Origin of the sequence: Rodentibacter mrazii (assembly GCF_001998825.1) — a bacterium.
In the GTDB taxonomy this organism is placed as follows: Bacteria; Pseudomonadota; Gammaproteobacteria; order Enterobacterales; family Pasteurellaceae; genus Rodentibacter; species Rodentibacter mrazii.
Window position 1 is genome coordinate 1 of sequence record NZ_MLHG01000094.1, and the last position, 15341, is coordinate 15341.

Genomic DNA, 15341 nt, shown 5'->3' on the forward strand with positions numbered 1-15341 from the left:
TATTAATATTACAACCTATTAATGAATAATTTTTTTTATCTAAAGAATTATCTAATGGATATAGATTACGCTTAAAAATTGCGGCTTTATCACAAAAAAATCTCCTATTTTCATAGGGAAATGATTTACTAAAGAAGTCCAAACTGTATTACCATGAATTTCAACATTAGACAAATTTAGGTCCCCCCAATAAAAACTGCCATGTTCAGTAAATAAACTATGTAAACGCGGATATTCAGGATACCATTCAATATATGTATCTTCTGGAATGTTCGAAAAGTCTTGAAGAAGTATTACATTATTCTTAGTAATACGACCCAACTCTTTTCTCTTTTCAAGTTTTTCATTAACATAACTAAGATAAACTTTAAACTCAATTATATTATTACATCCTTTACTTTTATTAATAATGTTTTCTATATTTAAAGAAAAACTCTCATCTTTTAAATTTGTAAATAATGCATTAAAATAGCTATCGTTAATGGCGCATTCTCCAATTTTTGTTGTATAACCTGTACGAGATATCGCATTTCCTATTAATGCAATAGGATTAGCTTTGTTATCAATTAATAATATTGGTGTATCTATTACCCAAAGATCATTAATTTTAAAATATCCAGGTAAATCAGCAAAAAAATATTTTTCGTTAATACCTAAATTAGTTGCTGCTGATTTTATATTTTTTACTTTTTCACTATCTCCGTTCTCTATTTCAAGGTTAAAAATATAATGTAATTCAAAACTATACAAAGAGATTTCTTGGTTATTTAATCTAATATTCCACTCTTTCACTGGGCAATAATCAAATCTATATTCTTTTCCTGAATCTAGAGTCATAGGATTTTTATCTTTATGGGTTAGATAAAAATGGCCATCACATTGAATTTTATTTGGAATGACTTCAGGCTGAATAGGGCTGAATGCTACAACATCAAATATTCCTCCTTCTACAGTATTAACTCTGGCTAGCTCATAATCTCCCCATTTAAAAGTTAATTGTTTTCCATCTTTATCCTTTAAGTTTTCAACTGAGGCAAAAAAAGAACTATGATTTGCTCGCACCATCGCTTTTTGGGGTAAATTCTCTAACTCTTCACGAAATGCTGCAGTATAGAGCTGTCTTCGAATTTTATCTTGATTAAGAGCGTCATAATTATTCCAAATAAAATATCCCAGAAAGATGAGAATAGTGGAAATAAGTAAAAATGTTTTTGTTGATTCGGATAAAGGTTTTGAGTTAAATCCCTGTGCGATAAAGCAAATAATGGCATAAATAAATAGGAAGATAACATAATAGAAAATAGCACCTCCAATAAGAATAGCTTGTATAGTTCCTGATAATAGAGTAATAATAAAGGCAAGGATAAGAATAAAAAGTATACTGATAAGAAAGCGAGTCATAATGTTTCCCCTGCTTGTTTTTTGATAAGTAGCTATATGAGTGTTGGTACAACAGGTACGGTGAGTATAGAAAATACGCTATCTAAAATTTTGTGTAAACACCTATTTCAACTTACTGTGGATTAAAAAATGTCAAAGCTAATTTTAGAGCGTTTTTACTGTTTATTTCATAGACTGTGCTAATTATTTCACCCCGATAAAATGAAATCAGAAAAAATCTGGGTGGCGTATTAATTCTAAAGTGCGGTTGGTTTTCTTAGTATTTTTAAACATGGTTATGTTTTTATTATCTTGAAAACTGTAAGGTGACACTATTTACTTTTTATGATATAAAGTATAAAATTCTCTTCAAATTTAATTAAGAGGGGAAACCTTATGTTAAAAATGAATGATTTGGTTAAGCTCAGTCAAACGCCGAAATCAACGGTATTGTACTATGTGAAAGAAGGGCTATTGCCTGAACCCTTGAAAGATAAACCGAATTTTCATCTCTATGATGATCGCTGTGTGGAATTATTGGCATTTATTAAATATCTACAAACCAATTTCAGTGCCAGCATTTCTCAAATTAAACAACTTTTTTCCCACCCTAATTTTGATTGGCAAAATCCTTACGAAAGTTTAATTTCGCTGATTGGTATTATTATGGGGGCGGAAAATGAAACCTTTTTGCCATCAGAACTTTGTCAAGAATTCTCAATTTCTGAAACTGAATTGCAAGCTATGGTCGATGATGGCTTGCTTAATCCGCGCGAGGGCGTTTTTACTGCAAAAGAGCGGGATATTCTCGCCATTGTTTGCCGTTGTAATGAGGCGGAACGTGAAATGGTGAAAACCTATTTACAAACAGCGAAAATGCTTGCGACACAAGAAGTGAATCTCACCTTATCAGCGCTAAAAGACAGCGAGAAAAAAGACGAAAAACTGAAACATCTTTTTGATTTACTGTTGGTGCTGAAGCCTTATGTGTTCAATATGCAAACTTTAAAAATTTACCAAATGGAGAGTGTGAAATGAAACTCCTAAAATATGCAGGTTTTGTACCTTATTTGGCGATCGCCTTTTTGAATGCGAGTGTGGATTTAGCCCATAAAATCACGATTCAAAATGTGTTGTTGAAAAGTTTTGAAGGCAATACGTTAGTGGTACTAACGGCGTTAATCAATGCAATGATTTTATTACCCTTTATTTTTCTTTTTTCCCCTTCGGCATTTATTAATGATAGATTCTGTCGCACCAAGGTGATTCGCTGGAGTAGCCTGGCTGCGGTGGGTATTTCAACGGCAATTTTATTCAGTTATGTGATTGGCGAATTTTATCTTGCCTTTGCCTTAACACTGATTTTAGCCGCGCAAAGTGCGGTCTATTCTCCGGCTAAATATAGCCTTATCAAATCCATTGTCGGTACGGAAAATATCGGGCTTGCTAACGGTGTGATTCAAGCCTTAACTATTGTGGCGATTTTGTTTAGTTCTTTTGCGTTTTCGATTTTCTTTGAAAGTTATTATATGCCTTCTAATGATCCGAATGAGGTGCTGCAAAGCGTTTGGGTGATTGGCATTGGTTTAGTCGTGTTTAGTTCCCTTGAAGCGTTTTTCGCTTTCAAAATTCCTTTCTTTCCACAAGAAAAAGAAGAAAATGAAACATTCTCTGCTACTAAATACTTATCTTTCGGCTATTTGAAAGACAATCTCCGTACCTTGCGTAGCGATAAAAATATTTGGTTAAGTGTGATTGGCTTGAGCCTTTTCTGGGGCGTTGCACAAGTGATTGTGGCGGCGTTCCCCGCCCATTACAAAGCGCTGTTTAATGCGGATAATGCGGTGATTATTCAAGCTATTCTGGCGGTAAGCGGTTTGGGATTAATCATCGGGTCTTACCTTGCCGGGCGTGCTTCCCGATTACATATTGAATTAGGCATTGTACCGGTTGGTGCATTAGGTATTTTTGTTTCGATCTTTGGTTTAACACTGGTGAGTACCAATGTCTCATTGATGTTATGTTCCTTCGGATTCGGTTTTTTTGGCGGTTTATTTATCGTGCCGTTAAATTCGACCATTCAATATTTCGCTCCTGAAAAAATCAGCGGCAAAATTATGGCGGGTAACAACTTTATCCAAAATGTCTTTATGGTCGGCTTTTTACTACTTAGCATTGTATTCGTCGAATTTAGCCTTTCCACCAGCGGTATTTTCTTAACGGTTTCCGTGGCCTGTTTATTAGGCAGCCTTTATGCGATGTGGCAACTTCCGCATTTATTCATCCGTTTGTTACTCTTGCCTTTGTTGAAGACCAATTACCGTTTCCACGTAGAGGGATTAAAAAATCTCCCACAAAGCGGCGGTGTGTTAATGTTAGGTAACCACATTAGTTGGATTGACTGGATGGTGTTACAGGCGGCAAGCCCACGGGCGATTAAATTCGTGATGTTTCGTCCGATTTACAATAAATGGTATTTGACTTGGTTCCTACGTATTTTCCGTGTGATCCCTATTGGGGCGGGTTCAAGCCGTGAATCCATTGAAATGATTCGTGAATACTTGGTTCGTGGTGAAGTGGTAGCGTTATTTCCGGAAGGGCATATCAGCTACAACGGTCAGATCAATGAGTTCAAAAAGGGCTTTGAACACGTATTAAAAGATTTGGATAACGTGACGACCGTACCGTTTTATTTACGTGGCTTATGGGGCAGCAGTTTTTCCCGTGCAGATAGTTTCTATAAAAATCTTACGAAAAAACAAGGTAAACGTGAAATTTTAGTGGCGTTCGGTAAACCGATTCACGGCTTTATTGATGCGGTGGCGATGAAACAAAAAGTGCTCGAGCTTTCTTTCTCTGTGTGGGAAAAAGTGATAGCAAAACGCAAACCGATCACGCACCATTGGTTGAACAGTGCAAAATCCAACTTGTTCAAGGAATGTGTGGCGGACGGGCAGGGTATGAAACTGAATAACCTCAAGTTTATTGCTGCCGTGTTGATGTTTGGCAAACAACTTAAACAAACTTTAGGTGATGAGAAAAATGTTGGTGTGTTGTTGCCAAGCTCGGCAATTGGTGCCATTGTGAATATGGCATTGATGGTGATGGGTAAAGTGCCGGTCAATTTGAATTATACCCTCAGCCCTGAAGTGATGGAAAAATCCCTTGCCAAGGCGAATATTAACAAAGTCATTACCGCTGAAAAGTTTTTAAATAAACTGAATGCAAAAGGCTTTGCCTTTGATGAAGTGCTGGCAGATAAAACAATTTTTGCTGAACAATTAGGCAAAAAAATCACAAAAAGTGAGAAAGTGCGGTCACTTTTAACGGCGTTTTTCGCCCCTCGTTGGTGGATTAAATTAATGTATTTTGCGGATGTGCGTTTGAATGATACGGCAACGATTTTATTCAGTAGTGGCAGCGAAGGTACGCCAAAAGGCATTGAATTGAGCCATAAAAATTTGCTCACCAATATTAAACAAGTCAGTGAATTGCTCAACTTCCAAGAAGATGATGTCATTTTAAATTCTTTGCCTATTTTCCATTCTTTCGGCTTAACGGTAACGACCCTAATGCCATTGTGTGAAGGTATCAAAATGGTGAGTGTGGCAGATCCGACCGATGGCGCTGAAGTAGGCAAAATGTGTGCGCGCCATAACGTGAGTATTATGTTTGGTACTTCGACATTCTTCCGTCTATATGCCCGCAATAAAAAATTGCATCCGTTAATGCTACAAAGTGTAAGAATGGTGATCGCAGGGGCGGAAAAATTGAAAGCGGACGTGAAAGAAGCTTTCCGTTTGAAATTCGGTTTAGACATCTACGAGGGCTACGGTGCCACCGAAACCGCACCGGTTGCCAGCGTCAATATGCCGAATATTTTAGATCCTGATAGCCTAAAAGAATTTACCTTCAACAAAGCGGGAACAGTGGGTATGCCATTACCGGGCACGATTATCAAAATCGTTGATCCGAATACGTTACAAGAATTACCAACAGGTGAAGATGGCTTGATTATCATTGGCGGCGGACAAGTGATGAAAGGCTACTTGGAGGATCTTGAAAAAACCAGTGAAGTTATTGTCGAACTTGACGGCGTGCGTTATTACAAAACAGGGGATAAAGGGCATATTGATGAGAACGGCTTTATCACTATTGTGGATCGCTATTCCCGTTTTGCCAAAATCGGCGGCGAGATGATCAGCCTTGGCAATGTGGAAGAAAATATTGCTCAAGTGTTGAACGATGAAAACCAATTTGTTGCGATTGCGGTGAACGATGAGAAAAAAGGTGAAAGTGTCGTATTATTGGTGAAATCGCCACTCAGTCTTGAGGAAATTAACACCCGAATTAAATCCCTCAACGTACCGCCTATTATGTTGCCAAGCCAAATATTCTTAGTCGATGAAATCCCGCTTCTCGGGAGTGGAAAAGTGGATTTCAAAGGCGCGAAGAAACTGGCGGAGGAAATATTAAGTGTATAAAGTAAAAGAGCGGTCAGATTTTGAAATTTGATCGCTTAGGTTTATGGCTATCGGAATTAAAAAAACTGTTAAGATTAACTTTATTTTTACTGAACGATGTTCTTACCAGGAGGGAATTATGGGAAATTGGCGAATTGTATTGTTCGGCTTTTATATGCTCGGACAATGCACCATGGTGCAAGCGTTAGAGGGGATTCGGTTTCAACATAAAGATTGGGAATTAGCATGTGATAATACCGGAACTTGTCGTATGGCAGGCTATGGTTATTCTGAGGGAGAAGAATCGTATCCTGCATCTTTATACATTGAACGAAAGGCTGGTAATGAAATATTAATCGGCTTAGCCCGTGTCGAAGAATACATCTATGATGAAAAAGAAAGAGACCGTACTTTACAAGCTCAATTGTGGATTGATCAAAGAGATTTGGGCATTATCAAATTTGATCAAAAGGATGATTCGAATTTGGAGTATTTTGCACGATTAAATTCCGAACAAATTCACGCAATTATTCGTAGCTTAGCGAAGAAATCAAGCCAAATTGAATTTAGAACACCTAAGCAAGTATGGAAAATTTCTGATCAGGGTGTTACTGCTGTTATGCTTAAAGCCGATGAATTTCAAAAGCGACTGGATACCCCCTCGGCATTTTTAAAGAAAGGAAATAGTCATTCTCCCGTATTAGAACAAATTGATAAACCCATTGTAAATATTCCTAAATTCCATACTGACCGAAAACAGATTTTTAAGTTTGACTCTCCAACAGGTCAACGCTTGCTTAAATTGTTAAAGCCGCTTGGTGGCATTGATGAAGGGTGTTCTCGATTATCTGAGGATGATGAATATAATTTCTTTTCAGTTTATGAACTTAGTGAGGGGAAGAAACAGGTTGAAGCCGCTTGTGAACTTTTTGCATACAATTATTGGACTTTGGCGGTTGTGATGAATCATGATCTGACTAAAATTGAGCAGGAAGTTTCGACTTTTGGAGAGTATAACGGTTATGATGGCAAAGGGATTATTTCCTCAGAAATGAAAGGTCGTGGATTAGGAGATTGTTGGTCAATCAGAAAAGCGGCTTGGAACGGAAAAATATTTGAACCCATTTTAGACACGGATACGGGAATGTGTAGAGGTTTTGCCGGAGGCGCTTGGGATATGCCGACTTATGTCGTCGATATTAATTATCTTCCCTAAACTCAGTGGTACGCCAAATTTTATTAAGATGTGTCTAATATTCAAATAGAATGAAGAAAAGAGATAATCGTCACTATTAAAAAGAGCGGTCAATTTGACCGCTCTTTTTTAACCTTGAACTAGGCGTTTTTATCGTCAATTAAAATACTTTCTAACGCAATTTCAATCATTTCGTTGAAGGTTAATTGACGTTCTTCAGCACTGGTTTGTTCGTGAGTGCGAATGTGGTCGGAAACTGTGCAGATGGTTAATGCACGGGCTCCGAATTCAGCTGCAACGCCGTAGATTCCTGCGGCTTCCATTTCAACACCTAGAATGCCATATTTTTCCATCACATCGAACATTTCAACATCCGGAGTGTAGAATAAATCTGCCGAGAACAAATTCCCTACTTTCACCGCAATGCCTTTCTCTTTTGCGGCTGCAACTGCGGCACTCGCTAAACCGAAATCGGCAATAGCGGCAAAGTCATTATCTTTAAAACGAATACGGTTTACTTTAGAATCCGTACAAGCGCCTAATCCGATCACCACATCACGCAATTTGACATCCATTTTTACTGCGCCACAAGAACCGACGCGAATGATTTTTTTCACGCCGTATTCGGTAATTAATTCTTTGGCATAGATTGAGCAGGATGGAATTCCCATTCCGTGCCCCATTACTGAAATTTTACGACCTTTATAAGTGCCGGTAAAACCTAGCATATTGCGCACGTTAGTGACTTCTTTGACATCTTCTAAAAATGTTTCAGCAATATATTTTGCACGAAGCGGATCACCCGGCATTAATACGGTATCTGCGAATGCACCTGCCGGTGCGTTGATATGTGGAGTCATTATATTTACCTCTTTATTGATAATGATAAAAAGAAACGCACCACATTAACTGTGGTGCAAAACATATTAGAAAACTGACCGCACTTTATAGCACTGCGCCACTTAATCCGATGAAAAGCCCTGCAATAGTTGCACTCATTAAGTTTGCAAGTGTCCCTGCAACAATGGCTTTTAAGCCTAAACGGGCGATATCGCTACGGCGATTCGGTGCAATTCCGCCTAAACCACCGATTAAAATAGCAATGGAGCTGAAGTTTGCGAAACCACAAAGGGCGAAAGTAATAATTGCTTTGGTTTTTTCACTTAATATTACTGCAGAATCCGGTTGTAAGTATTTGGTAAATTCAAGGTAGCCCACAAATTCGTTTACTGCTAATTTCATCCCGATCATTTGTCCGGCAATGCCAGATTCTTCCCAAGAAACCCCAATTAAGTAGGCAAGCGGTTTAAAGATCCAGCCAAAGATGGACTGTAAAGTTAAATCACCATAGCCAAACCAACCGCCGACACCGCCTAAAATACCGTTAATGAGCGCGATTAATGCCACAAATGCAATCAACATTGCACCTACGTTTAAAGCTAATTGCATACCGCTACTTGCGCCACCCGCCATAGCCTCTAAAACATTAGACGGTTTTTCACTGTCATCTGCTTCAGGTTGGATGTCGGTAAATTGCTGGGTTTGCGGATAAATAATTTTAGCAAACAATAAACCTGCTGGGGCCGCCATAAAAGATGCGGCGATTAAATAAGTGAGTGGAACACCCATACCGGCGTAGCCAGCCATCACCGAGCCTGCGATAGAAGCCAATCCACCCACCATGATGGCGAATAACTCAGATTCCGTCATGCGGCTGATATAAGGTTTCACCACCAATGGTGCTTCTGTTTGACCGACGAAAATATTGGCAGCGGCAGACATTGATTCTGCTTTTGATGTGCCTAATACTTTTTGCAATGCTCCACCAATGATTCGGATCACCACTTGCATAATGCCTAAGTAATAAAGTACGGAAATTAAACCGGAGAAGAAGACGATAATCGGCAATACTTTTACTGCAAAAATAAAGCCTGCGTTGTTTGTATCTGCCAATCCGCCAAAGACGAAGTTAATCCCTTCATTACCATAAGCAATAACATTCGCCACAGCATCGGCTGTTGCTCCCAACACTTTTTGACCTGCCGGCACATACAAAATAAGGGCGGCAAATCCAATTTGGATTACGAACGCCCCAACTACGGTTCTCCAATTAATCGCTCGACGATTATTTGAGAATAACAATGCGATGGCAATTAATACCACCATACCAAGAATACTCATTAAAACGTCCATACACACCTCAAAATTATTAAAGATAAAAACTGGCGCTATTTTACTGTTTTTTTGCCGAATCGTGTGAACTTTTTCCCAAAAAAGTAATGTAATTATCTAATAAATTATTAATCTGTGATCGATACCACATTTTTGTATTGTAGGTTTATTGATATGGCATCTGTACAACTAAAAATTCTTTATAAAAAATGACCGCGCTTTTCTATTTTATTATGTGAAAAATTAACCGAATGTTGGAATATTACAGATTTCAATTTGATGTCATCAAAGTGTCATAATGCTTTTTTAGAATGCTTTCGTTCAATTCATATGATAGGAGAAAAAAATGAAATTGAAATCAATAGGAAAACAAGCATTACTGGGTTTATCTTTAAATGTTTTTATGTTGTCGGTTAACGCGGTTGAGCCGAATGCAATCAATGGTGATATTTCTCAACAAGGCGGAGCAAAGCGTTTAACTGAAAGTAAAAAATCGCAATTAAGTGAATTATTGGAACAAAATCAAGTTAAAAATGTAATTTTATTAATTGGCGATGGAATGGGTGATTCTGAAATTACCATTGCTCGAAATTATGCGGAAGGTGCAGCAGGTGCATTTAAAGGAATTGATGCTTTGCCTTTTGCCGGTCATATTACGACTTATGCGCTTGATAAAGAGACAAAACTTATTGAACAGGTTACAGATTCTGCGGCTTCGGCGACAGCGTGGACATCAGGAATTAAAACTTATAACGGGGCGATAGGTGTAGATGTTTACGGAAAACCGGCAATAAATTTGGCGGAAATTGCCAAAAAGTTGGGGAAAGGTACAGGCAATGTTACCACTGCTGAAATTCAAGACGCAACGCCTGCCGCTCTCTTAGCACATATTAGCCACCGAAAATGTTATGGTCCGGTAGCAACCGCTGAACGATGCCCGGAAAGTGCTTTAGAAAACGGTGGGTTAGGTTCTATCACCGAGCAATTTTTATCTAATCCTCTAGACGTTGTTTTTGGCGGTGGGCGTAAAACCTTTGATGAAAAGCCTAATGCGGGAGAGTTTAAAGACCGTACATTATGGCAACAAGCGGTCGATAAAGGATTTAGCTTAGTGAATAACCTTGAAGGATTAAATAAATTGGATAAAAACAATAAGTTTCCTATTCTAGGGTTATTTTCCGCTGGAAATATGCCTGTTCGTTGGTTAGGCGGACAAGCCACTTTGGAGGGGAATCATGCTAATCCGATAGAGTGCCAAGCCAATCCGGAACGTGATACAACAATTCCAAATTTAGCTCAGATGACAGAAAAAGCTATTGAGCTACTAAAAGAAAATCCGAATGGCTTTTTCTTACAAGTTGAAGGCGCTTCTATTGATAAGCAAAATCATAAAGCAAGCCCTTGCGGACAAATCGGTGAAACCGTTGATTTGGATGAAGCGGTACAATCAGCCTTGGAATTTGCTCGCAAAGACGGGCAAACTTTAGTGATTGTGACTGCGGATCACGCTCACACCAGCCAATTAGTGCCGAATAAAGCAAAACCGGCAGGTTTAACTCAAACGCTTAAAGCAAAAGATAATTCGATCATGACGATTAGTTACGGTACTGGAAAAGAAGCAGATGATCAACAACATACAGGAAGCCAGCTCCGCATTGCCGCTTACGGGCCGAAAGCTTATGAGTTTTCAGGATTGTTAGATCAAACGGATATTTTCTTTATCATTAAACAGGCATTACAGGGTAAATAATTTACCGTTCAAAACGTAACACAAAGGGGAGCATAGGATTGCTCCCTTTATTTTTTATAGTGATTAATGATTAGTTTTGGTTTTTTAAGGTGAAAGACGTTCGCGAATCCAAATATTATTTTCGAGGCGATACTGAATACGATCGTGTAAACGGCTCGGGCGACCTTGCCAAAATTCGACACAATCAGGTGTGACTAAATATCCGCCCCAGTGTGCTGGACGCGGTACGTTAATCGGATATTCAGCAGCAATAAGCGTAGCTTTTGCCAATAGAGATTTGTAGCCGGAAATAACCGCACTTTGTTTGCTTGCCCAAGCACCAATACGGCTTGTGTAAGGTCGGCTGGCAAAATATTCATCGGATTGTTTATCTGAAATTTTAACGGCTTTGCCTTCAATACGAACTTGGCGTTCCAGCTCCGGCCAAAAGAAAGTTAGGGCAACATAGGGATTATGTTCAATAGAGCGTCCTTTTTTACTGTGGTAGTTAGTGAAGAAAACGAAACCCTGTTGATTAACTTCTTTGAGTAATACCATACGGCTGCTTGGTTTGCCGTTTTCATCCACCGTCGCAACATTCATTGCTGTTGCTTCATTGACTTGGCTTGTTATGGCTTCATTCATCCATAATTCAAATTGTGAAATCGGATTTTCATGACAATCATGTTGGGACAGTACCCGTTTGCGGTACTCTTCTCGAATATTATGCAAATCCATTTTTGTCTCCTTTGCAAGAAAAAGCTCCAGTGAAAATACTGAGGCTAGGATAGATCTTGCAAGAACGTTCGTCAATTAAGATTGATTAGAGGCGGCTTTTTCGTGGGGGTTGCCTTTGGCACCAATGTGTGAAATTTCACCGCTTGGACTAATTGAGTAGGCTTGACCAAAACCACGTACAAATCGCCCTGCCCCAAATGTCAATTCAATGAGATCAAAATCTGTAAAATCTCTAATGGTTTTAATACCGCCGACATCGTTCATGGCTTCGGCTAATTTATCAAGGGCTTTTTCTACGATCGGATCTTCTCTTGGTATAAACCGGGCAGTGGCTTTGTAGCGAAGGCGGGTGCGTACAATAATTGATTTGGCTTGGCTTTCATCTTCTAAAAACATGACTTCAACTTGATTCGGATTTCGCTTTAAATTGTCGTAATGTTCCGCAATAGCACTGATATAAATATAGTTTTTACCATCAAGAGAAATGATGGGAGCGTAAGAAGCGATAGGTGTACCTTCAGCATCAAGCGTTGCAAGTACACAACTTTTTATACTTTGGCGAAATTCATCAATTTTTGTTTTGATTCGACCATAGTTTTCTACGGGTTTATTTTCGACGCAGAGCGTAATGATGGCTTGTTTGATTGAATTTTCATCTGTAGGTTGAGGGAATTCTATGCGTAGTTTTTTGCCATTGTTGTATTCAAAATCTAAACCGCCAAAATCAACGTTAATCAGTTTGATTTCGGTGACCTCTTTTTCTCCACCAAATTTTTTACAAAGGGCGAGCATATCATCTTGATGATGATCATTCATGTGAGTGATAATTCGATTGAAATCCATTTGAGCTCCTATTTTGTTGGTGATTTTTTCACCCTTTCACAAATTTACAAATAAAAGAAATAGTCCAAACCATTATACGGAAGAAAAAAGGATTTTATAGATATTTTGCAAAATATAATTATTCTTATTTGCGAAATTGGTGTAAGAAATAGGCAGGGTAAGAAAAAAAGTGCGGTCAATTTTAACCGCACTTTTCATTAGCCATTATTTACTATCAACACTCACGCCATAAAAGGCATCATAACCGAACGGGCTTTGAACATAGCCTTTTACGCGTGGACTTAATGGAGCAAATCCAACGGAGTGAGCCACAGGAATCCAAGGTGCTTGTTCGTGGACGATAATCTGAGCTTGTTTATAAAGTGCCGCACGCTCCTCTTTATTGCTTAAGCCGAGTGCTTTGTTTAATAAGGCATCAAATTCAGGGTTTTTGAAACGGGCATAATTTGAGTTTCCTGCATTAGCGCTGGCTAATAATGGTGATAAGAAATTATCTGGATCACCATTATCGCCTGACCAACCGAAAATACCGGCAGTTAATTCTCCGGCTTTTGCTCGTTTTTGATAATCAGCCCATTCATAGGTAACCGGATTGGCTTTTACTCCTACTTTTGCCCAATCCGCCATAATCAGTTCAGCCATACGTTTTGGATTCGGATTGGAAGCACGCACCACCGGTTGAATCCAAAAATCCGTTTCAAAGCCATTCGGATAGCCCGCTTCTGCTAAGAGTTGCTTCGCTTTTTCCGGATCGTATGAATAATCTTGAACATCATCGTTATAGCTCCAAATGGTTGGTGGTAACGGGTTCTTAGCCTGTGTACCGGCACCTTGATATACCGCATCAATAATCGCTTTTTTATCCACCGCATAATTCAATGCCTGGCGAACTTTTACGTTATCGAACGGGGCTTTTTCCGTATTGAATGCGACATATGCTACGTTCAACCCTTTTTGTTCTAAGAGTTGTACTTTCGGATCGGTTTTCATTTTTGTTAAATCAGCCACATTCGGGAATAAAATTAAATCACAAGTACCGGCTTGCAGTTTGGCATAACGGGTTGTTGCATCAGGCACAATGCTGATAACTAAACGATCAAGCGGTGTTCTGCCTTTCCAATAATGTTCATTTGCCACATATTGTGCCGCTTGGTCGATTTTATAATCCACAAAAATGAACGGACCGGTTCCCACGGGGCGATTATCAATCGTTTCCGGTTTACCGGCTTTCATCATCGTATCCGCATATTCGGCGGAATAAATAGAAATAAAGTCCATACCCAGGCTTGCCAAGAATGTCGCATCTTTTTTGTTTAAGGTAATACGCACCGTATTGTCATCCACTTTTTCCACAGATTTCAATAAATCAGGGAATTTCATTGCTTTGAAATACGGATAAGTCCCTTTTGAAACATTGTGATACGGATGGTTAGGATCAAGCTGGCGTTGGAATGAAAAGATGACATCATCCGCATTAAAATCACGGCTTGGCGTAAATTCTTTCGTTATATGAAATTTCACACCTTTGCGTAAATGGAAAGTATAGGTTAAACCGTCATCGCTGATATCCCAGCTTTCTGCCAAAGCCGGTTCAATATCAGTCGAGCCTTTTTTGAATTCCACCAAGCGGTTATACACTTGTTGTGAGCTTGCATTATACGATGTTCCTTCCATCACCAATGCCGGACTAAATCCTAATGGTGGTTTTGCCGTGCAATAAACGAAGGTGTTATTTGATGTGCTTGGGGTTGCAGTCTGCGTATTTTTATTTGCGGAATCGGATTGATCACAAGCTGCTAAAAGTAGTGAAGCAGCCACAAATGTTAGGCTTGTTTTTAATTTCATAGTTGTGTCCTCAGTTTAAATTAGATCGGTAGCAGGTATGGTTCTCGATGCGCAGATCATAAATAACAATTTATAATTAAGTTTAACAACAGTGAATACCGAGCATACAGCATTATCGTTTACATATTACAAAATGAGCGTACTTAAAGTACGCTCATTATTTATATCAGATTTAGGGCAGCCAAGGCAAAGATTAAAAACTTTGCTAATTTTGACCGCACTTTTAGGTTAATTAGAACTTCCAACCAACCGCTGCACCACCGGCATAATCTCCAGAGTTGTTCGCACTACCACCGATTTTGATAATAACGCGACCATTGTCAGTCACTCTGGAATAGCCCACTGCGATTGCCGATGCACCACGGTAAGTACCACCACCAACACTCACAATACTTTCACCTGCACGATAAGATTGCGGTAGTAAGCTCATTGCAACAGCGGAAGCGATACCACTGCGTAAGCGGCGATCAACCCGATTAATACGATTATGCACATCGCGCATATTTAGTGACAATTTCTTGTCAAAATAACCGAGATTTACTGCATCGCTGGCTTCCTTAGGATCAGCGACATTTGTCACCCGTACAGGTTTATCCGAACCGCTATTGAGTCTGACAACATCTGTTTGATGTTGAACATCTTTACTTGTTTTAGGATCAACATAGACGAGTGGTCCGGTCATTTGTAATTGATCCAATGCCTGACTAAGCGTTTTTTTGTCGGTATTTCCATAAATATTAAAGCTACCTTCAATATCAGAATTACCTAAATCAATTTTCGCATTATCCGCAAGAGTTAAAGAGCTATTAATCGTTACATCTTGTAAAACAGTATTGCCTTCAACGGTTAAGTTTCCTCCAATCGTTGAATTCCCCTTCGTGGTACTGTCACCATTCACCAAAAGATCTTGAGTGGTGGTTGTACCCTCAATTGTTGCATTACCTTTGACAAGGCTGTCGCCATTGACGGTTGCATT

The 15341-nt window shown here is 39.1% G+C and carries 11 protein-coding genes; 4 read left to right on the forward strand and 7 right to left on the reverse strand.

Translation table 11 applies throughout. The annotated features are described in order from the left end of the window. Positions 1-51: 51 nt before the first annotated feature. A complete protein-coding gene (locus BKK47_RS11220; protein WP_077494911.1) occupies positions 52-1401 on the reverse strand; it encodes a hypothetical protein in 1350 nt (449 codons plus the stop codon). A gap of 375 nt (positions 1402-1776) precedes the next feature. Between BKK47_RS11220 and BKK47_RS11225 the strand changes: the two genes are divergently transcribed. The 3 genes from BKK47_RS11225 (at position 1777) to BKK47_RS11235 (ending at position 7059) form a co-directional block, all read left to right on the forward strand. Continuing rightward, the gene (locus tag BKK47_RS11225) at positions 1777-2418 is read left to right on the forward strand and encodes a MerR family transcriptional regulator (RefSeq protein ID WP_077494912.1); all 642 of its coding nucleotides are present in this window, start codon (positions 1777-1779) and stop codon (positions 2416-2418) included. Continuing rightward, positions 2415-5864, forward strand: coding sequence for an acyl-[ACP]--phospholipid O-acyltransferase (locus BKK47_RS11230; RefSeq protein WP_077494913.1), 3450 nt, complete (start codon positions 2415-2417; stop codon positions 5862-5864). The genes BKK47_RS11225 and BKK47_RS11230 overlap by 4 nt, the downstream gene beginning before the upstream one ends. A 118-nt stretch (positions 5865-5982) precedes the next feature. Further along, a complete protein-coding gene (locus BKK47_RS11235; protein WP_158074772.1) occupies positions 5983-7059 on the forward strand; it encodes a DUF1176 domain-containing protein in 1077 nt (358 codons plus the stop codon). Positions 7060-7178: 119 nt separating this feature from the next. Here BKK47_RS11235 and deoD read toward each other — a convergent pair whose 3' ends face one another. Both deoD and BKK47_RS11245 read right to left on the reverse strand, forming a co-directional pair. Further along, positions 7179-7898, reverse strand: a complete 720-nt coding sequence (deoD, locus tag BKK47_RS11240; RefSeq protein ID WP_077494915.1) for a purine-nucleoside phosphorylase — start codon at positions 7896-7898, stop codon at positions 7179-7181. A gap of 85 nt (positions 7899-7983) precedes the next feature. Next, positions 7984-9231 carry a NupC/NupG family nucleoside CNT transporter gene (locus tag BKK47_RS11245; RefSeq protein ID WP_077494916.1) on the reverse strand — a complete coding sequence of 416 codons (1248 nt, stop codon included), beginning with the start codon at positions 9229-9231 and terminating at the stop codon, positions 7984-7986. 325 nt (positions 9232-9556) lie between these two features. On the opposite strand from BKK47_RS11245, the gene phoA reads away from it, so the two are divergent. Next, complete coding sequence (gene phoA / locus BKK47_RS11250; protein ID WP_077494917.1) at positions 9557-10960, forward strand: alkaline phosphatase; 1404 nt, start codon at positions 9557-9559, stop codon at positions 10958-10960. An 84-nt stretch (positions 10961-11044) separates the two neighbouring features. Here phoA and pdxH read toward each other — a convergent pair whose 3' ends face one another. The 4 genes from pdxH to BKK47_RS11270 all read right to left on the reverse strand — a co-directional run. Further along, on the reverse strand, positions 11045-11677 hold the full coding sequence (gene pdxH, locus BKK47_RS11255; protein ID WP_077494918.1) for a pyridoxamine 5'-phosphate oxidase: 633 nt from the start codon (positions 11675-11677) through the stop codon (positions 11045-11047). Between the two features lie 75 nt (positions 11678-11752). Then, positions 11753-12520 carry a HugZ family heme oxygenase gene (locus tag BKK47_RS11260; RefSeq protein WP_077494919.1) on the reverse strand — a complete coding sequence of 256 codons (768 nt, stop codon included), beginning with the start codon at positions 12518-12520 and terminating at the stop codon, positions 11753-11755. A 204-nt stretch (positions 12521-12724) separates the two neighbouring features. Continuing rightward, positions 12725-14365, reverse strand: coding sequence for an ABC transporter substrate-binding protein (locus tag BKK47_RS11265; protein ID WP_077494920.1), 1641 nt, complete (start codon positions 14363-14365; stop codon positions 12725-12727). 232 nt (positions 14366-14597) lie between these two features. After that, the coding region (locus BKK47_RS11270) for a YadA family autotransporter adhesin (RefSeq protein WP_208603980.1) at positions 14598-15341 on the reverse strand (744 nt) is incomplete at its 5' end.